This is a genomic window from Chitinophaga silvisoli (genome assembly GCF_003412465.1).
Classification (GTDB): Bacteria; Bacteroidota; Bacteroidia; order Chitinophagales; family Chitinophagaceae; genus Chitinophaga; species Chitinophaga silvisoli.
In genome coordinates, this window is the sequence record NZ_QTJV01000001.1 from 330,536 (window position 1) to 350,519 (window position 19,984).

The following is a 19,984-nucleotide window of genomic DNA, read 5'->3' on the forward strand; positions in this document are numbered from 1 at the left end:
TTTTTGAATTGCGCTCCCCCTCCAATGGGAAGGAGGTGAATACCCCTATTATTGCCTGTCAAAATTTAATACTTTCAGTAAAAACTTTATTTTTACCCCCACCACGTTCAAACCTTTAGAAATATATAATGATCGCTGCTTTAAAAGAGGGGGACGAATCCGTATTTGAGTCGGTATTTCATGAATACCACGAGAAGATCTATTTATATATACTCAACAAGACACAGTCCCCTTACCTGGCAGAAGAAACCACCCAGCTCACTTTTATCAAGTTGTGGCAATACCGTAGTTCCCTCACAGAAGATTATACCCTCTTTACCCAGATTTTCCGCATGGCGCGGACCACCCTGATCGACCTGTTACGAAAGCAGGATAAGCGCCAGTCTCTGCAAACCAAATCCCCGGACAAGACTACATTGATGGAGCATGCCTCCGTGCTGGACAAAATGGCTGCCGAGGAATTGCAGAAAAAGCTAAATCATGCCATTGATACCATGCCCCCTGTCAGGAAACAAGTCTTTACCATGAGTCGAATGCAGCACATGAGCACCAAAGAGATTGCTGATACACTCGGTTTATCTGTCAAAACGGTAGAAGGCCACATCACCCAGGCATTGAAACAACTCCGTGAGGTGCTGATCGTTTTCCTGATCCTGCATTTATTTTAAAAATTCTTTCCCGGAACCAAGGGTTTGCCTTTTTTCAAACGTATACTATAGCAACCATGATCACAAAAGAGTTATTTGACCGGTATCTTAGGAACGATTGTTCAGCCCGGGAGAGAAGACTGGTGAATGACTACCTGCAGGAACATCCCGAAAAGCTGGATGAGCTCATGCCGGAAACAGAAGTAGAAGAGCCAGATGCCTTTCGCCTGCACCCTGCCGTATCTGACAGAATGTGGCAGAACGTGCAGAAGGGTAAGACACCGGTTAGAAAACGCATGATCATATGGGGAAGCATAGCGGCCGCCATCACATTGTTGTTAATAACCGGCCGGAGCTGGGTACAACATACCCCTCCGGTCCTTAATAAAGATATTATTACTGTAATGCATCAAACCCCATCATGGCAACAGCGCTTTAATTCCGCAAAAGGAGTGTTAGCGCTGAGTTTGCCGGATGCTTCGGTGGTGGAGTTACAACCACAAAGCGGTATCCGCTACCAGGAACCCTTCGATGGGAAAATCTACCTCACAGGCCAGGGCCTGTTCAAGGTAGCCAAAAATGAACAACGGCCATTTATGGTATATAGCGGTGGCATATACACCACCGTATTGGGGACATCCTTTAATGTGAGCGCTTTCGATAGCAGCACAACCATCCGGGTAAGGCTCTACACAGGAAAAGTTGCTGTCACGGCAGGAAAGCAACGATTCACCCTGCAGCCCGGACAGGAATTAACGTATTATAAAGAGGGAGGGAGTGTTGACCTGATTACCCTCCCTTCTAAAAAACATACAGCAGCCGATACCCGGCCGGATTGGTACCTCTTCAGCGGCCAGTCCCTTTGCCAGGTATTCGATCAGTTAAGTGAATATTACCACGTCGAAATCGATTATAAACCAGCAGACCTCCAGAATATGTACTTTGCGGCAAAATTTGACAAAAACGATGCATTGGATAAGATCATGGAGGATATTGCACTCTTAAACAACCTGACAATCCTACACAAAGAGGGAAAATACACCGTGCGCAAATCCAATTAAAACCGAGAATGAGTCAATCCAAATAAGGTTATCCTATTTATCCTCCTATATCGCTGTAGCGCAAGCTACGGCGACGTAGGAGGGAGGGAACCTGTGATCAGCCCATTTTCATAAACACTTCGAAAACCTTATGACCAAGCAAAGCCGAATGACCATGATCTGGTTGCTCCTCTTTGTCCTGTGTTGTCCCTATGCTTTACTGGCACAGGAACAGCGGGCCACTGTACGGGGTATCGTTCGTGATGAAAAAGGACTCGCCCTGGGTTATGTAAATGTAGCTGCAAAAAACAATGCTACCGGCTTTACCGCCGGTACCCAGACGGACAGCACCGGCGTATTCCGCTTCGCCCAGCTACCCGCCGGCACCAATTACAGCTTTACCTTTTCATATGTTGGTTTTGAGACACAAACACTGAGCGGCTACACCCTGAAGCCCGATGCCGCCTTCACCCTGGTGGTGAAAATGAAAACCGATACCAAAACTATGGACGAAGTGGTGGTAATAGGTTATGGCTCGCAAAAAAGGGAATTACTCACCAGTGCCATCGGCTCTGTCAAAGCCAAAGACTTCGTAAAAGGTGCCGTAACTGATGCCGCCCAGCTGATACGGGGCAAAGTAGCAGGCCTCAGTGTCATCACGCCGGATGGCAACCCAACCACTACCTCACAGTTGTCACTCAGAGGAGTGAACACCATCAACTCTGGTAGCAATCCCCTCATCCTGATCGATGGGATCCCCGGCAATCTGACAATGGTAGCCCCCGAAGACATTGAGCAGATAGACGTGCTCAAAGACGGTTCCGCCGCTGCTATCTATGGTACCCGCGGCACCAATGGTGTCATCCTGATCACTACCAAAAAAGCGGTCAAAGATCTGCCGCCTACCATTGACATCAACACTTATGTCACCACCCAGTCTATCTCACGCAGACTGAAGTTCATGACACCATCTCAATACCGGGAACTGGTGGCCGCCGGCAAACCCGGCGCACAGGACTTCGGTGCCAGCACTAACTGGCTGAACGAAATCACCCAAACACCACTCTCCCAGGTGCATAGCGTGACCCTGAGAGGCGGAAGTAAGAACACCGGCTACATTGCCAGTATGGAATACAGGGATATGAACGGGATAGTGCAGAACAGCAATAACAAGACCTTTTATCCCCGCCTGGCTGTCAATCATACCATGTTCAACGGGATGCTGAAGATCGATGCCAGTATACTCGGCTACCAGCAGAAATACTTTGCAGGCACCGAAGATAATGCTTCCCTCATACCTAACAGCTACCGGGGCGATGTATACCGCAATGCCCTCACCTACAATCCTACCGATCCCGTAAAGGCGGCAGATGGTAGCTGGACACAGCATACAGATAAGACGGATTATGTAAACCCGCTCTCCCTGCTGTATGAAACTGTGGGCCTGAACAAAAACAGTGATTTCCGTACTTATGGTACCATCACATTCACTCCCTTGTCCGGCCTGGAATTTAAGCTGCTGGGTAGTCATGATGTGTACAACAGCTTAAGGGGCTATTACGAAACCAAACATCATATTTCCACTATCCGCGATGGTAAAAATGGCTATGCTTCCCGTGGTACATTGCAAACCCGGGAAGACCAGGTGGACTTCACCAGCCAGTATAATAAAGACCTGAAAGATCATCATTTTACCGTACTGGGTGGTTTTAGCTGGCGGAAAGCATTCAGCGAAAGTTATTATATGAATAACTGGGACTTTCCTACAGACTTCTTCTCTTACAATAACATGAGCACTGGCAAGGCACTGAGCAGGGGTGAAGCCACCGAAGGCAGTAATGCCTCGGAATCCCGGCTCATTGGTTTCTTTGCCCGTGTCAATTATAATTTCAGGGAAAAGTACCTGCTCATGGCAAGTATGCGCAGGGAGGGCAGTACCCGCTTTGGTGCCGATCATAAATGGGGTAGTTTTCCCGCTATCTCCGTCGGCTGGAATATCAAAAATGAAGAATTCCTGACAGACAGTAAATTACTCAGTACCCTGAAAGTAAGGGCCGGCTACGGTATCACAGGTACAGAGCCAGGCTCCTCCTATATCTCTTTAAATAAAATCAACTTCGATAGTTACACCTACATCAATGGAGAATGGATCCAGGTCATCAGCCCCGGTAATAATCCTAATCCTGATCTGCGCTGGGAAACGAAGCGTGAATTTAATGCCGGCATAGATTTCGGCTTTTTGAATGACCGTGTATCCGGTTCAGTGGACATCTATAAACGTACTACCAGAGATCTCATCTTTGACTATCCTGTTCCTTCTCCTCCCTACCTCTTTTCTACCATTACCGCCAACGGTGCTACGATGGAGAACAGCGGTATAGAAGCTGCTCTTTCTGCTTCACCTATCCGCAATAATAAGTTTCAGTGGGTCAGCTCTGTAAACTATTCACATAATACCAACAGGATTGTTTCACTTTCTAACGATGCCTTTCAGCTGGCCAGTGGCTATAGTGATCAGGGATCTACCGGGGAGCCTATCCAGAGCACGACCCATCGTATACAGGTAGGTCAGCCGGTAGGCAACTTCTACGGCTATCAATCTGTAGGTATTGACGACAATGGACACTGGATGATCAGGGGGAGTGATGGGAATGCCAAACCCATAGCACAACAACAGCCTACTGATAAGCGGGTGATTGGAAACGGATTGCCCCGGCATTACCTGAACTTTAACAATACTATCAGCTATAAGAAATTCGATCTGAGTATGACCATGCGCGGAGCCTTTGGATTTCAGATCCTGAACATGGCGCAAATGTTTTACAGCGCACCGGTCATGCTGGCCAGGGGCAATGTGATGCAGTCTACTTATGATAACCTGTATGGTAAGCGACCACTGGCAGACGATCAATCCCTGCAGTATGTAAGTTATTATGTCCAGAAAGGAAATTACTGGAAGATAGACAATGTAACAGTAGGCTATAACCTCGCCTTACCGTATAAGAATTTTCAAAACATGCGTATTTATGCCGCGGTATCCAACCTGGCTACCATTACGGGATATGCAGGCATAGATCCGGAAGTCAGCATCGGTGGCCTGGCTCCGGGTGTAGATGATCGCAACCGCTATCCTGCTACCCGTACATACACCTTTGGTGCATTCTTTACATTTTGAAACAGGACTTTATGAGATGGATTACATACCTGCTACTGAGCGCTTGCCTGCTCACCGCATGTAGCAAGCAACTGGAAGAAAAAGCATATAGTACAACCACGTCTGAAAACTACCAGTATACAGAAAAAGATTTTTATAGTGTAATCGGAAAGGCTTACGCTAACCTGCGTACCCTCTGGGGAGAGCAGGATTATTATATGCTGCAGGAAGCGAGTACTGATGAAATTGTGATGCCGGCCAATGCATCTGGCTGGGATGATGGCGGCATTTATAAGAAACTCCATTTGCACAACTGGAATGCCGACCAGAGTCATATTAACAATACATGGAACAAACTATACGCAGGTGTTATCAACACCAATCGTATCATCTACCAGTTACAGGATAGCATAGCACCAGTACCTGCGGAGGTTGGAGCGGAGGCTGCTATTGCCGAGATGCGTGTGGCGCGTGCCCTGTATTACTGGCTGATCATGGATAATTTTGGAGATGCCCCCCTGGTGACCGATTGGGCAGAGACTTCATTACCATCCAGGCATCCAAGGAAAGAGATCTACGAATTCCTCGTTACAGAACTGACTGAATCTATTCCTTTGCTCAGTGAAGAAAAAGGCAAATTGTATTATGGCCGCTTCAACAAATGGGCTGCAAAAGCGCTGCTGGCCAATATCTACCTGAATGCAAAGGTCTATGTAGGTGAGGACCACTGGATGGATTGCCTGGCGCAGTGCAATGATATCATCAATAGTGGAAAATATACACTGGAAGCAAATTCGAAAGATATCTTCAAAACAGAAAATGAAAACTCTCCAGAGATCATATTTTCAATCCCTTTCGATGAAAACCTGGGTACTAACTTCTATGTACATATGTATTCATGGCATGCAGCCCTGAAAGCAAAATATGAAATGCAGACTACGCCATATGGGGCCGGTTGTAGCAAGGCTGTACCACAGTTTATAGATACCTACGATAGCAATGACAGCCGTTTATCAGGCAGCTGGCTCATGGGACCGCAGTATGCATCTGACGGCGTAACAGCATTGATGGGCTCCTATGAACTGAGCGGTCAGCCCCTCATATTTACAAAGGAATTGCCTGATGGCTTATACACAGGTGAAGCAGAGGGTTACCGCATGAATAAATTCGAAGTGAAGCTGAATGCAAAGCGTGACCTGGATAATGATTTCCCATTCTTTCGCTATGCACAGGTATTGCTGATGAAAGCAGAATGTTTGCTGCGTACCGGTGATGGTGACGCTGCGGCAGCACTGGTCACCCAGGTCAGAACCCGCGCATTCATATCCAACCCTTCATTGGCCACAGTCACTGCTGAGCGCCTGAATGGAAATACAAAATATCAATGGGGATATGTGGAAAAGTATACAATCGTAGACCAGGGAGATGTTAGCACCTTGCAATACGGTGGAATGTATGATGAACTGGGATGGGAATTTGCCTGGGAAGGATGCAGAAGGAGGGATATGATCCGCTTTGGCACCTATACTACCAGAAGCTGGCTCTCTCACAAACCAAATGGTGCCTACAGGATCGTATTCCCTATTCCCCAATCAGTGATAAATGGTAATCCAAATATCTCGCAAAATCCCGATTACTAGGCATCAGCAAACATCTGGATTTCAAAGCCGGTTGCGAACCGAACTCCCACGAAAAAAATGCTGATGCCGAAGGTGTCAGCATTTTTTTCGCTTATTTTTTCTACCTTACTCCCTCACGTTATTATTGTATATACTCAAGTCTCAACGAATGAAAATCAATTTGCTCGCGGGTTGTACCCTTGCCGTATTATCATTACTCCCGGCATCCGGTCACTCCGCTCCACAACAGGTTTCCTATCAGGCCCCCGTCTACACCAACCTGCCCCTCGGTAGCATTAAGCCTGCCGGCTGGCTCAGGCACCAGCTCCTCATCATGCGGGACGGCTCCACAGGTCACCTCGACGAATACTATGCTAAAATAAAGAACGATAACGGCTGGCTGGGTGGCAAAGGCGACGGCTGGGAAGAAACGCCCTACTGGCTGGATGGTGCCCTCCCGCTCGCTTACCTGCTCGATGACAAAGCCCTGAAAGAAAAGGTTCTCCGCTATGTGAACTGGACCCTGGACCACCAGCGTCCCAGCGGCTACTTCGGCCCCATTACCGGTGCTGAAAGAGAGAAGCACAGCAGCGTAGAAGTCTCCACCGCTGCCGATGGCGATGACTGGTGGCCTAAGATGGTCATGCTCAAAGTACTGCAGCAATACTATTCCGCCACCGGTGATCAGCGTGTCATCACCTTCATGACTAAATACTTCCAATACCAGCAGAAAGCGCTCGATATTGCTCCTATCGGCAAGTGGACGGACTGGGCAGCCTCCCGGGGGGCGGACAATGTAATGATGGCCCAATGGCTCTACAGCATTACGAAAGATCCTTCCCTCTTACAGCTGGCAGACAAGATCGAACAGCAATCCTTCCCCTGGACCCGCTGGATGGGTGGCCATGAATGGGTCATCAGCACCACTACCTACGCCCACATGGGCAACTGGATGAACCGCCACGGTGTAAATGTAGCCATGGCCCTGAAATCGCCCGCTATCAACTACCAGCGTACCGGCGATCCGCAGGACCTGAAGGCATTACAAAGCGGCTGGCATGACCTTATGACCGTTCATGGTCTGCCTATGGGCATCTTCAGCGGCGACGAAGACCTGAATGGCAATGAACCTACCCAGGGTATTGAACTTTGCGGCATCGTAGAAGCCATGTATTCACTGGAAAACATCATTGCCATCACCGGCGATGTACACTACATGGATGCGCTGGAAAAAATGACTTTCAACGCCCTGCCTACACAGACAACGGATGATTATAACAACAAACAATATTTCCAGGTAGCCAACCAGATCCAGATCAGCAAAGGCGTATTCGACTTCTCCCTGCCTTTTAACAGGGAAATGTGTAATGTGCTGGGAGCCAGAAGCGGCTATACCTGTTGCCTGGCAAACATGCACCAGGGCTGGACGAAATTCACGTCCCAACTCTGGTATGCCACGCCTGGCAAAGGCCTGGCTGCCTTGTCTTACGCACCAAATGACCTGACTGCAAAAGTCGGCAAAGACCAGACAGAAGTAAGCATTCATGAAGCCACTACCTACCCTTTCAATGATGAGATCACATTCACGTTATCTTCAAAAAAAGCAGCCAGCTTCCCATTACAATTACGCATCCCTGCCTGGTGTAAGGAAGCTACCATTCTCCTGAACGGACAGCCACTCCGCAAGGATACCGGCAACCAGGTGATCACCATCGACCGTAGCTGGAAAAACAATGATAAACTGGTACTGAAGTTACCAATGGACATCACCACCACCGTATGGGGCAGACATTCCCGTGCAGTGGAAAGAGGCCCGCTGGTCTACGCCCTGAAGCTGAATGAGAAATGGGAGAAAGCGACAGACGAAGTAGAAGGCGAATACTTCAGCGTATATCCTGAAGGTAAATGGAACTATGCACTGATCCGGGATAATGTGGAAAAGCCTGCCGCTCATTTCAAAGCTGCAGTGGTAAAACAGGTGGATGACCAGTTCGTGTGGAACCTGGCCCATGCTCCTGTAACCATCACCGTACCGGCCAAATCAATTCCTTCCTGGAAAGAACTGAATGGTGTGGCATACCAGCCGCCTACGGACAGGGAAGGAATTTACAAAGGAAAAGTAGACAACACTATACAGGAAATCACGCTCGTGCCCTATGGTTGCACGAAAGTGCGCATCGTAGCTTTTCCTGTAGTACCATAAATTCACCTTAAAATAGACACCTTGCAACGTATTTTATTTTGCCTGCTCTGCTGTCTGCCCGGTTTCCTGTATGCTCAGGTCAACTGGTCAGGTAGCTGGATCACGAATACCACAGATACCACTGCCACAAAAGCACCTTTCTTCAGGAAAGTGTTTCACACGGGTAAGCCATTGCAAAGAGCAGTGGCTTACGTTTCGGGCGTAGGGTATCACATATTGTATGTAAACGGAAAGCCTGTTACCGATGCGGTGTTGGAACAGGGCTATACCCGCTATGACAAAAGACTACTGTACAACACCTACGACATTACCGCCCTGCTGGCCAGTGGTGACAACGTAGTGGCGGCCGAACTGGGCAATGGTTGGTATAATGTTCAATCCCATGCGGTATGGGAATTTCACAAAGCACCCTGGCGCAATACACCCCGCATGCTCATCAACATCCTGTTGACTTACAAAGATGGCAGCAAGGAAACAATCGTCACTGATCGCAGCTGGAAATGTACGACAGGTCCCAGCCAATACAATAACCTGTATACCGGCGAGATCTATGATGCACGGGCAGAACTGCCGGGTTGGAATAAGCTGGCTTATAATGATGCCAGCTGGCAGCCAGCCCTTGAAACCAATTCTCCCGGAGGCATCCTGGTACCACAGGAAATGCCTTCTATTAAGATTATCCGCCGCATCAAACCAGTCAGTGTAAAACAGGTGAGTAAAGATGAATATCTCTTTGATATGGGGCAGAACTTTGCCGGCGTAGTCACCTTAAAAGTAAAAGGAGCCGCAGGTACGAAAGTGACTCTTTCCTACAGGGAAGTGCTGAAAGACGGTAAGATCGACCTCGCGCATAATACAGAGCACATGCGAAGCTGGCCGGGTGAACTACCTTTCCAGACGGATATTTATATCCTGAAAGGCGGTGCAGGAACCGAAACATTCACACCACAGTTTACCTACCACGGATTCCAGTATGTGTCAGTAAAAACTACTGCCGATGTGAAGCTGGATAAAACCTCACTGGAAGGCTTATTTTACAGCACCGGCTTTGAAGAAGCCGGTCATTTCACCAGCTCCGACCCGATGATCAATAAACTGTATGAAGCTGCACGCCAGTCTTACAGGAGCAATTTCCTCAGCATACCTACCGACTGTCCGCAGCGTGAAAAGAACGGCTGGACGGCAGATGCACATATCTCTGCAGAGATCGGCCTGTGGAATTACAAATCTGCATCAGGCTATCGCAAATGGCTGAATGACATCCGCGATGCACAGGCCCCCAATGGTGCTATACCGGGTATCGTGCCATCCAATGGCTGGGGCTCCGATAGCAGGGATTACACCTTTGGACCTGCATGGGGAAGTGCACTGCCTATCATCACCTGGTATTTGTACCTCTATGAAGGTGACACTGCCACGATGAGGGAGAACTATGATGCTATAAAAAAATATACGGATTTGCTCACCAGCGGAGCAGAGAATTACATCTTCAAAAAGGGGCTGGGCGACTGGATGTCAATCGTAGAAACTCCCGTACCATTTACATCTACCGCTTGTTACTATACAGATGCGGTACTGGTATCAAAAATGGCGCGTATATTAGGTAAAAACGAAGATGCTGTTGCTTATGCTGCATTAGCCGAAAAGATCAGTACTGCCTTTAACAAGGAGTATTATGATCCGCAAACCATGCAGTACAACGTCACAACAGCTACAGCACTCAGTACAACCATCTACCACAAGCTGGTGCCGGAACCCGCACTGAATAAGACTGTAGCGCAACTGGCAAAGAAGATTAGCGACAATCATTATCATGCTGATTTCGGTGTATTAGGAACCAAATACGTATTGCCTTCACTGAGTGACAACGGGCATGTAGAACTGGCCATGAAAATGCTGACAGATACAGGATATGCAGGCTGGGCACATTGGATCGCACATGGGGCCACTACGCTCTTTGAAGACTGGCCGGGGCAATACACCCACAATCATATCTTCTTTGGTGATTATTGTGCATGGTTCTATAAAACATTGGCAGGCATCCGCCCGGACGAAGCAGCACCCGGGTTTAAGCATTTCTTTATACAACCTTTATTTGTATCTCAGCTTACATTTGCGAAAGCCGACTACCAGTGCAGGTATGGCAAGATTGTTTCTGCCTGGAAGCGTGTAGGAAAACAGGTCGTTCTCGAAGTGGAAGTACCTGCTAATACAACAGCCACCTTACGCTTACAAGGTAAGGAAGACCAACTCTTACAAGCTGGCAAACATAAATTGACGATCTAAAAAGAGCAGAACATTTTGTGCTGATGCTTACGGCATCAGCACAAAATGACGTTTATTTAAATATATGCGGATAGAAAAATAAATCAGGCTTCTTCCCCTCACTAATCGTCAGATACCCCTTATTATCCACACTGATCGTCAATCCTTCTCCCTGTTTCTCCGGTACATATGGCAACAAGGTTGCCGGCCTTGCCATCGTCACCTCAATCGCCTCATTCCCTTTCCGCCGCCAGTAGTAAATATGTGTTTTGTCTTTAATCACAATGTGCTCTCCATTCTGTGAAATATCTCCTGCAGTGATCCAGGTATAGGGCAAAGTCAGTACCTTTTCCATCGTCACCTGCTGCTGGTCCGTAAAGTTGAAATATTGCGCAGGCACCTTATACAGGCTCACCTGTTTCTCTCTTTTACTTACCACATAAAAACACTTGCCAATCGGATCAACCATGAGCGACTCTGCATCTCTCGGTCCATCAGGGAATTTGATAAATAGCGCATCAGCATGCACGGTCGCTTTTTCATCGGGCACTTTCAATGGGGCAGCAAACCGGTAAATTTGCATGGCTATTTTCAATTTCAGGTTATTCCCAATATCCCCCACATATACATAATGCTTAGCTCCTGGGCCGATGTTCTCCGCAATGTCCTCCCAGTCCCTGTTTACAGCACCTTTCAGTTTCACACTGCTTACCAGTTTCCCCTTGCTATCCAACAGGTATACTTCATTCTTTCCTCCACTGTCATTGTGCGTCCAGTAGTAGCCAGGCAAGGTTGCGCTGGCTGCCAGCCCAGAGGCTTCATCTACTTTGTCTGATTTCACTTTTCCTAACACCTCAGGTGTCTGGGCCATCACAGGCAGATTAATAAGCAGTAATATCGGTAGCAATCTCATACTACGATACTACGATAATTTTCTGAGGATCGGACCAATCCGGTCTGCATGGCTACTTTTACCAGTCCGGCAGCCTTCACTCCAAAGATTAACCTTCAAAAAAAATCTTCATCCGAACGACTAATCCGCCTCCCAAAGACTACGAATAATGCCTGCCGGTTTCCCTTTTCCCGGTCATCCTCATTTAATGAGGGTGACCGGATATTTTTTATATTTTTAGTCCTCTCAAAAATAGAACGATATGCAACTAAACAGGCTGCTACTGGGTATGGCGCTATTCGCCTCCCCATTTGCACGAGGACAAAGTACAAACAGCAATGTCAACTATGTAGATCCCACCATCGGCAGTGTGGGCATCATACTGGAGCCCACCCGCCCTACCGTTCATCTGCCTAACAGTATGGTAAGGGTATTCCCCATCCGCAAGGATCAGCTGGATGACCGCATTCATAACTTCCCGCTCACGATTGCTTCGCACAGGCAGGAAAGTCTCTTTGGCATGATGCCGGTTTCCGGCAACGATTATTTTGCACCCCGTGTATGGGACCGGGAGCGTACTACGCCTTACTACTACAGCACTTTCCTGGACGATGCAGACCAGGTAGAATTTACACCTGCAGCACGCAGCGGTTATTTCAAATTTCATTTTCAGGGAAAGGAGAAGCATTACCTCCGTTTCCAGCCTTTGAATGGTAAAGGCACTATCGAAGCTACCGGCAAACAGGTGATCACCGGTACCGAGCAATTCCACGGCATGGCAGCTTACTTTTATGCAGAGCTGAGCACACCAATAGTGGGTGTGCAAACTTTAGATAAAGAAGGTCAAAAGATATTACTGGCAGAAGTGCCGGCAGAAACAGCGGTGAAGTATGGAGTGTCTTTTGTAAGTATTGAGCAGGCGAAAATCAACCTGCAAAAAGAAATCCCTGACTGGAACTTTGATGCCCTGAAGGACAAGGCTTTTAAGGCATGGGATAAGGTCCTGGGCCAGATCAATGTAAAAGGTGGTACGCCTGCACAGAAGAGAGTATTTTATACTTCCCTGTACCGGACTTATGAGCGTATGATCAATATCAACGAGTACGGTAAGTATTACAGTGCTTACGATCACCAGGTACATAATTCTGATAAGCCTTTTTATGCGGATAACTGGCTCTGGGATACCTACATAGCCCTGGAGCCATTACAGACCCTCTTACACCCTTCGGTGGAGGCAGATAAGATCAGTTCTTATATCCAGATGTATGAGCAGGGAGGCTGGATACCTTCATTTGCAGTTGTAACCGGCGATATGCCATGTATGACGGGCAATCATGCGGCGGCATGGATGGCGGATGCCTGGTTCAAAGGGGTACATAATTTCGATGTAGCCAAGGCTTATGAGGGCTTGAAAAAGAATGCCCTGGAAGCAACCCTGCTACCCTGGAGGAATGGTCCTGCTACCGTGCTGGACGCATTTTATAATACCCATGGATATATGCCGGCCCTGAGACCTGGAGAGAAAGAGTGGGTAAATGAAGTGCATGATTTTGAGCGCAGGCAATCCGTAGCGGTAACCCTGGAGAATAGCTTTGACGACTGGTGTATTGCACAATTGGCAGTACCGGCAGGTAAAAAAGAGGACGTACCCCTGTTCCTGAAGCGTGCGGCTAACTATAAGAACGTATTCCGTGCAGACAAGGGCTTTATGTGGCCAAAGGATTCTGCGGGTAACTGGATCGAGCCATTTGATCCTAAATTTTCCGGTGGTCAGGGCGGTCGTGATTATTTCACAGAGAACAATGCTTATACCTATAACTGGGATGTAAAGCATGACCTGTCAGGCTTATTCGGTCTGATGGGCGGTCCTGCGGCAGCAGAGGCGAAGCTGGATGAGCTGTTCCGTGAAGGGCTCGGCAGGAGTAAATACCAGCTCTGGTATACTTTCCCGGATGCTACGGGCCTGGTAGGACAGTTTGTGATGGGCAATGAGCCTAGTTTCCATATTCCTTACCTGTACAATTACCTGGGGGCACCCTGGAAGACGCAGAAGCGCATCCGGATGCTGCTGGATACCTGGTATACGGATAACCTGTTTGGGATTCCGGGCGATGAAGACGGGGGTGGTATGACGGCGTTTGTGGTGTTTTCCATGATGGGATTCTGTCCTGTTACGCCGGGTATTCCTCAGTATAATATTGGTAGCCCGGTATTTACGCAGGTGACCATTCAGCTGGAGAATGGAAAGGTATTTACGGTGAATGCGCCTAAGAGTTCAGGGGAGAATAAGTATATTCAGGGGGCGAAGTTGGATGGGAAGGTGTTGAATAAGCCCTGGTTTACGCATCAGGAGTTGTTGAAAGGGGGCGTATTGGAGCTGGATCTGGGAGCGGCACCGAATAAGCAGTGGGGAAGTGGTGAGCAGGCAGCGCCGCCTTCTTCAATTAATTATAAATCAGCAGAATAGCTGTTTTAAAAAGGCCATCCCCCAGGGATGGCCTTTTTAATATCATTACAGGTCCTCCAGGATCAGTTTTCCCAATTCCCTGATAGCATCTTCATTTCTTTTGTAATATGTCCACTGTCCCTGTCTGGTCACCGTCAGCAGTCCTGTTCGTTGTAAAAGCGACAAATACTCAGAGGCAGTCGATTGCGTAACCCCCATTTTAAGTTGGATTTGTCCTACACATACGCCATTTTCGCAGCAACCCTCTGCCGGAAAATTCTTAGTCGGGTCTTTCAGCCATTGTAATATCTGAAGCCTTGCTTTGTTGGATAATGCTTTGAATACTTCCACGTGTTCCATACTGCAAAGGTATCGGAAAATAGCGATTTTATCATACTGTCGTATCAATTCAGCAAATAAGGAGAACTTTATAACAGATCAGTTAAACCTTACCCCATGCATTATAGACTAGCCGTAACCCCGGTCGAAAATTTCAGAATCAGAGAGGTAATCCCTATTAAATATTGCCCGTTTGTAAAACGGTTTGCCAAGCCCTATTTACATAAGTCCAATTATGTGAATATGCTCTACCAGGAGCGGAACATGGATGGATTCGCCATGTTGAGAGTGTTATTCTTTATAAAACAGCCTGTATTGGTAATAGTGACAGAGGATTCTCCCAGGACGGTCATCCAGGAGATCCTGAGCGGGCAGATGGAGCTGCTGTTCAAGGGACAGAAGCCATTATTGCTGCAACCGGGGGGCTATGATATTTTGCAGCTGAATACTGACGAGTATGCCCTGGTCATGCAGCCCGGTGTCTGTGAGATGCTGAGGTTTGAATTTGAAGAGTCGGTGATGAAAACGGTCAATAAGACAAGCACTGTTAAGCAGTGGCTGGATAAACTGAAGTTAGGAAAATCGGCTTATTTCGGGCATAGACAGGTAGATGAGAAGTTGCAGGCGCTGCAGGAAGAGATGCTGTATTGCAGGGCATTTACGGAGGATGAGCAGGAGTGGTTTAATGATAAGCTGGATGAGGTATTTGAGATGGTGACGGAGCAGGGAGTTCTGAAATAGGCATTCTTAGAATTTTACATCCCTTCCTTTAATATTTGCAATTTTTCTATGTGCGTAAGTATGACCTTTGCTTTATCAACATAAAACAAAGGAAATATGAAAACGCTCACAGGAAAAATAATCTTAGTAACAGGGGCATCCAGGGGAATCGGTGCGGCAATCGCACAAAAGCTGGCTTCGGAAGGTGCGACAGTAGCGGTGAACTATGCAGGTAATAAGGAAGCTGCTGATAAGACGGTAGCAGCTATCGAAGCCCTGGGTGCACAGGCAATGGCTATTCAGGCGGATGTAAGTAAATCTGACGAAGTAAAGAGGATGTTCGATGCGGTGATCGCACAATATGGCAGGATAGATGTGCTGGTGAATAATGCGGGCATATTGCTCTATAAATTAATCAAGGACACAACTGATGAGGACTTTGACAGGCAGTTTGCAATCAATGTCAAGGGTACTTTTAATACGATGCGCGAAGCTGCTACAAGGCTCGCCGATAATGGTACGATTATCAATTTTTCTTCTTCTACAACGCGGTTATTATTACCAACTTATGGACCTTATGTGGCTACCAAGGGAGCGGTGGAGCAGATGACGCGTGTGTTTGCGAAGGAGGTAGGTGCGAGGGGGATTAATGTAAATGTGGTGTCTCCTGGTCCAACTAATACAGAGCTGTTTTTAACAGGAAAAACGCAGGAGGCATTGGATAGGTTAGCGGCGCTTTCGGCTTTTAACAGGATAGGGGAGCCGGAGGATATTGCGAAGGTGGTAGCGTTTTTGGTGAGTGATGATGCGAAGTGGATCAGTGGGCAGAATATTGGCGCGAATGGGGGGATGGCGTAATGGTGTAGTTGGGGAATTGGGTAATGGTATAATTGCGTAATTGCGGGTTTGCCAAGAGGGTTATGTGATAGCGTTATTGATTGGTGAATCTAAATAGGGTTAAATTTTACGCATTAATAAATTATAGAAGCTTTTTTAAGCTGCATTAGACCAGTTGTCATCTTCTGATCTTGGGAGGAAGAACCCTTTGATACAGTTTGGATTGCGGATGCAGACCTGTATATGAGTCTGGTCGTAGAAGCCGGAGTCTTCGTAGATGGGATTGCCTTCTATGAAAACGCAGCGGACTGTGTCAAAGGGAATTTCTCCTTTCTCCCTTAATTCGCAATGTAATGTTTCAATAACACTACAGTCTAATCCTCTTAATATTTTATCATTTGGATTAGTAGATCCCTTTGCTGGCTTGTTTTTGGGCAAAGGAGTGTTTGTCTCATTCAGGGTTAATAATAAATTAGAATAAGAATCCCTGACTCTATCAATATAAAATTTATCAGTTAGATCAAGACAGTTCCCGAGGCTAAAAGCAGCTCCCAGTACAGCTGGATGCTCTATTTTTCCCTTCCCCGGAGGATTCTGCGCAAAATCAATTGCTCTTGCATGATTATTTTGCCAAAAATACATTCCTGATCCAAGCCAGTCATAATTATTATGACTGGCTTTCATCATAATTTGACCATTGATAATTTTGTCTCTGATAGATTTGTCACATCCATGGAAACCTAATAACAGTCCTTGATCAGACGAATAAATGATACCCGAATTGTTCATGTGCTTGCGTTTAAGATTTATTTCTTTTATAACCATATTTAGCATCTGCAATCCGCCAAAGTTCTTCGGTCATTTGACTGGCAATTTCTTCAATTCCGGATTCTTCCCTTAACCGTTTCCTATATTCCGGATCATTAATAATCCGCTCGCGCTGCTCTTTCAAAATTTGCATATGCCTTTTGTATTCTGCATAACCTCCATACATACTTTTAAATTTTTAAGCGTGAAAAAAAATAAAATTTCTACCCTCCAAATTTACGCATTTCCTCACTTAAAAAACAAATAAAAACCGCCACCACACTGCGTATTATCACTCTGCATCTCTCATTCTCAAAACAAAAAAAGCCCGTCCAAAGACGGGCTCCCGTTAAGCCAAGGGCAACAAGCATAAGGGTGTATTTTTTTACTTAATAGAGTAGAAGTAACCCATTATAACGACACCTTCACTCGACTATTTTTCCAAAATCAAACTTTAAAAACTCAAGGCCTTAATATGCTCCACTGCATCCACTCCTTTCTCCATCGCCGCCAAAATCTCAAACACCTTATCACTCCACCCGGCAATCAAATAAACGCCATCTCCTCTCACATCCACCGGTGTTTTGCCATATCCCGCCAAATCAAATAAATACAACTTCGCCTGTGGGGCCATATATCTGTACCTTTTCCACTGCTCCGCCAGCGTATTCTTTTCACGCTGATTTCCCGTAGTACTATCCCACATCTGGCAGTCTGTAAACATCATCACCTTATCAACAATTCGTCCGCTCTTAATCAGGTCAGCCAATACCAGGTATCCATTCGTACTATACCCAACCTCTCCTTCTCTCTGATAAAATGCATCTACATTCTCCAGTATATGCTTCTTAGGAAAATCAACCACCTTCCACTTATCACCAAACATCCCTGTTACCACATTCTCACACTTATGCTGCAGCAACATACCCAGCAGCAATCCAATATCATAGTACCTTACCACACTACGTGCAGACACTGGTGTCTGCATAGACCCTGATACATCGCAGGCAATCACTACCCGTGTATCCTGATCAAATCCCTGCAGGTGTTGTACCGAAATCTTTATCGCCGCTTCCAGCGCTTTCATTACATCATCCGTTCTCTTATGCTTTACCTGCTTCAGTTCACGGTATGCAGACAGGAACCGGAAAGGTAATTGCTTTGAATGCAATACCGCCTTTTCATCGGACAGCTGTGCGCATACTTTGTTGATAATCCTGTTATCCACATCCGCCTGCAATATATTACGCAGATTACGGATCAGCGCCATATAGCCCAGCATATTCGACTCGACCAACTGTTCCCACGCATGGCGAAAGGCCTTTTGCCTGTCACTTGCGTCGGAGTATTGTACCTGACCGGTAGCTGTCAGGGTTGTTTCCCAGGTATAGGGTACCTGCAATGCATCCTGCGCAATCTTGTCGAACAGGAGTTGCTGGTCGTCATCCTTAGGTTTAGGATGTACGATAAACAGGGCATCTTTCAGTGTTACTGCCGCTGCGCGGTTATATTTTGCGAACTGATATTCATCGAACTTGTTAAAGGCCAATGACAGTCCTTTCTGAATCTGCTTACTCAGGCGATGTAATTTCTTTGTCTCTTTCCGTTCATTTGACAGGGTATAGAATGCCAGCAGCTCAGTGATTTCATCTGCACGCTGCACTACCCTGTTCACCATATTGCTCACCAGTCCATTACCTGTATGCACCTTCGCCAGCTCTACAGCCAGCACCAATGGAATGCTGCGCAGGTACATCTTCTCGCGGGTATACACCGCCAGGCGTGCTACGAATTGAGGATCATTCTTTTTGATCAGCGCACGGATCCGCTCCAGGCGCTCCGCACTCCCTTCATAAAACTGGTCATGTAAAGAAGCTGTAACAACAGCACTATACAGTTCCAGCTCGGGTGTCAGGGTATAAGCCTTTGCACCTTCGTAGTTTACAGTGGCGGATACGTCCTTCTTTGATGTATTGAATCTCATAACCGTTTTTTTTCGTTTGTGATTAACAATACAAAGATTGGACGCATGTGCGCAGTTTTTTTGCGCACATAAATCTTTCGAAAAAAAAGATTATTTCAGTTGATATGCGACAATGGTATTCTTAAAAAAGGTAGGTACATATAATGTGTGGGTCGCCGCATTATACCAGATATCGGCTGTATTACTTTTTTGCTCACGGGTATCCAGCATTACCTGTTTGGAGCCATCTGCCTTTACGTAATAGATAATTCCCTGCCAGCAACTGATCACGAATTCATTTTCCTTTACCTGTACAATTCCGTCTGTGCCGCTTTCCATTCCTTCTGCAACTATGGTCTTATTTTTTTGTGCATCAATCTTCTGCAATTTTCCATTGGTCAGTGCATATAATGAGGTGCCTGCTGCCAGCACACCATTGGCATTGTCCATATCCTCGAGGTAAACAGCCGGCACCCCGTTTTCAATTTTGTGGATATTATTGGCCCTGGAATCACTTACATATACGATGCCTTTGGCATCTACTGTAATATCGTTCAGCATCTTTGCCCCTTCGATAGGAATTCTGCGCACAATGGTCCCCGTTTTTACATCAATCACTGCTACGTCAGTCAGTTCTGCGGCGTAAAGCATTCCTTTGTATAAGCCCATCCCTTTGGTGGCATTCAGGCCGGTTACCCAGTCCCGCGTAATAATTTTACCATCCAGGCCTACCTTGCTGATAAACCCGGTGTTGGCCTCTTTGCTACCGATGTTGGACACATACAGGAATTTTCCGTCTGCAGCAAGCAGGGCAGATTCCGGAGTAAGAAGCAGGGTATCCGTCTGCCATAACTTTTCCAGCGAATGCTGAGCAAATAATGATACATGTGTAAAGATGATTGCGATCGCAATAAAGGTTGTTTTCATAATTGTGTTTTTTATCAACGTGGCATAATTCGTAACAGTGCATCCGGGCTTATGGATGATCTCATATAAGGCTACATCGGGTCCTATCTTTACACGTCTCACCTGGCCATATCCTTTAAGCAGGA

General features: G+C 46.7%; 15 protein-coding genes. 9 read left to right on the forward strand and 6 right to left on the reverse strand.

From position 1 onward, the window contains the following. Positions 1–128 precede the first annotated feature (128 nt). From DXN04_RS01490 to DXN04_RS01515, 6 genes are all read left to right on the forward strand, one after another. Positions 129–668: an RNA polymerase sigma-70 factor gene (locus DXN04_RS01490; protein WP_116851536.1), complete on the forward strand. Its 540-nt coding sequence runs from the start codon at positions 129–131 to the stop codon at positions 666–668. 56 nt (positions 669–724) lie between these two features. Then, entirely contained in the window at positions 725–1,708 is a 984-nt protein-coding gene (locus DXN04_RS01495) for a FecR family protein (protein WP_116851537.1), read from the forward strand. Between the two features lie 130 nt (positions 1,709–1,838). Beyond that, positions 1,839–4,862: a SusC/RagA family TonB-linked outer membrane protein gene (locus tag DXN04_RS01500; protein WP_116851538.1), complete on the forward strand. Its 3,024-nt coding sequence runs from the start codon at positions 1,839–1,841 to the stop codon at positions 4,860–4,862. A gap of 11 nt (positions 4,863–4,873) precedes the next feature. Continuing rightward, positions 4,874–6,481 (forward strand): RagB/SusD family nutrient uptake outer membrane protein, encoded by a 1,608-nt coding sequence (locus DXN04_RS01505; protein ID WP_116852393.1) that lies wholly within the window; start codon positions 4,874–4,876, stop codon positions 6,479–6,481. 148 nt (positions 6,482–6,629) lie between these two features. Next, positions 6,630–8,663, forward strand: coding sequence for a beta-L-arabinofuranosidase domain-containing protein (locus DXN04_RS01510; protein ID WP_116851539.1), 2,034 nt, complete (start codon positions 6,630–6,632; stop codon positions 8,661–8,663). A gap of 21 nt (positions 8,664–8,684) precedes the next feature. Then, on the forward strand, positions 8,685–10,949 hold the full coding sequence (locus DXN04_RS01515; RefSeq protein ID WP_116851540.1) for a glycoside hydrolase family 78 protein: 2,265 nt from the start codon (positions 8,685–8,687) through the stop codon (positions 10,947–10,949). 52 nt (positions 10,950–11,001) lie between these two features. Here the strand turns inward: DXN04_RS01515 and DXN04_RS01520 are convergent, their stop codons facing one another. Next, positions 11,002–11,841: a hypothetical protein gene (locus DXN04_RS01520; protein ID WP_147319810.1), complete on the reverse strand. Its 840-nt coding sequence runs from the start codon at positions 11,839–11,841 to the stop codon at positions 11,002–11,004. Positions 11,842–12,082: 241 nt separating this feature from the next. Between DXN04_RS01520 and DXN04_RS01525 the strand changes: the two genes are divergently transcribed. Then, positions 12,083–14,287: a GH92 family glycosyl hydrolase gene (locus DXN04_RS01525; RefSeq protein ID WP_116851542.1), complete on the forward strand. Its 2,205-nt coding sequence runs from the start codon at positions 12,083–12,085 to the stop codon at positions 14,285–14,287. Between the two features lie 45 nt (positions 14,288–14,332). Here the strand turns inward: DXN04_RS01525 and DXN04_RS01530 are convergent, their stop codons facing one another. Further along, the gene (locus DXN04_RS01530) at positions 14,333–14,626 is read right to left on the reverse strand and encodes an ArsR/SmtB family transcription factor (RefSeq protein WP_116851543.1); all 294 of its coding nucleotides are present in this window, start codon (positions 14,624–14,626) and stop codon (positions 14,333–14,335) included. A gap of 96 nt (positions 14,627–14,722) precedes the next feature. Here DXN04_RS01530 and DXN04_RS01535 point away from each other — a divergent pair, with 96 nt between their 5' ends. Both DXN04_RS01535 and DXN04_RS01540 read left to right on the forward strand, forming a co-directional pair. Continuing rightward, positions 14,723–15,346, forward strand: a complete 624-nt coding sequence (locus tag DXN04_RS01535) for a hypothetical protein (protein ID WP_116851544.1) — start codon at positions 14,723–14,725, stop codon at positions 15,344–15,346. Positions 15,347–15,442: 96 nt separating this feature from the next. Continuing rightward, positions 15,443–16,183, forward strand: a complete 741-nt coding sequence (locus DXN04_RS01540; RefSeq protein ID WP_116851545.1) for an SDR family oxidoreductase — start codon at positions 15,443–15,445, stop codon at positions 16,181–16,183. A 135-nt stretch (positions 16,184–16,318) separates the two neighbouring features. Here DXN04_RS01540 and DXN04_RS01545 read toward each other — a convergent pair whose 3' ends face one another. The 4 genes from DXN04_RS01545 to DXN04_RS01560 form a co-directional block, all read right to left on the reverse strand. After that, complete coding sequence (locus tag DXN04_RS01545; protein WP_116852394.1) at positions 16,319–16,951, reverse strand: hypothetical protein; 633 nt, start codon at positions 16,949–16,951, stop codon at positions 16,319–16,321. 10 nt (positions 16,952–16,961) lie between these two features. Next, positions 16,962–17,156, reverse strand: a complete 195-nt coding sequence (locus DXN04_RS01550; RefSeq protein ID WP_116851546.1) for a hypothetical protein — start codon at positions 17,154–17,156, stop codon at positions 16,962–16,964. A gap of 267 nt (positions 17,157–17,423) precedes the next feature. Continuing rightward, positions 17,424–18,953: a TROVE domain-containing protein gene (locus tag DXN04_RS01555; protein WP_116851547.1), complete on the reverse strand. Its 1,530-nt coding sequence runs from the start codon at positions 18,951–18,953 to the stop codon at positions 17,424–17,426. A 90-nt stretch (positions 18,954–19,043) separates the two neighbouring features. Then, positions 19,044–19,859 carry an ATP/GTP-binding protein gene (locus DXN04_RS01560; RefSeq protein WP_116851548.1) on the reverse strand — a complete coding sequence of 272 codons (816 nt, stop codon included), beginning with the start codon at positions 19,857–19,859 and terminating at the stop codon, positions 19,044–19,046. Between the last annotated feature and the right edge of the window lie 125 nt (positions 19,860–19,984).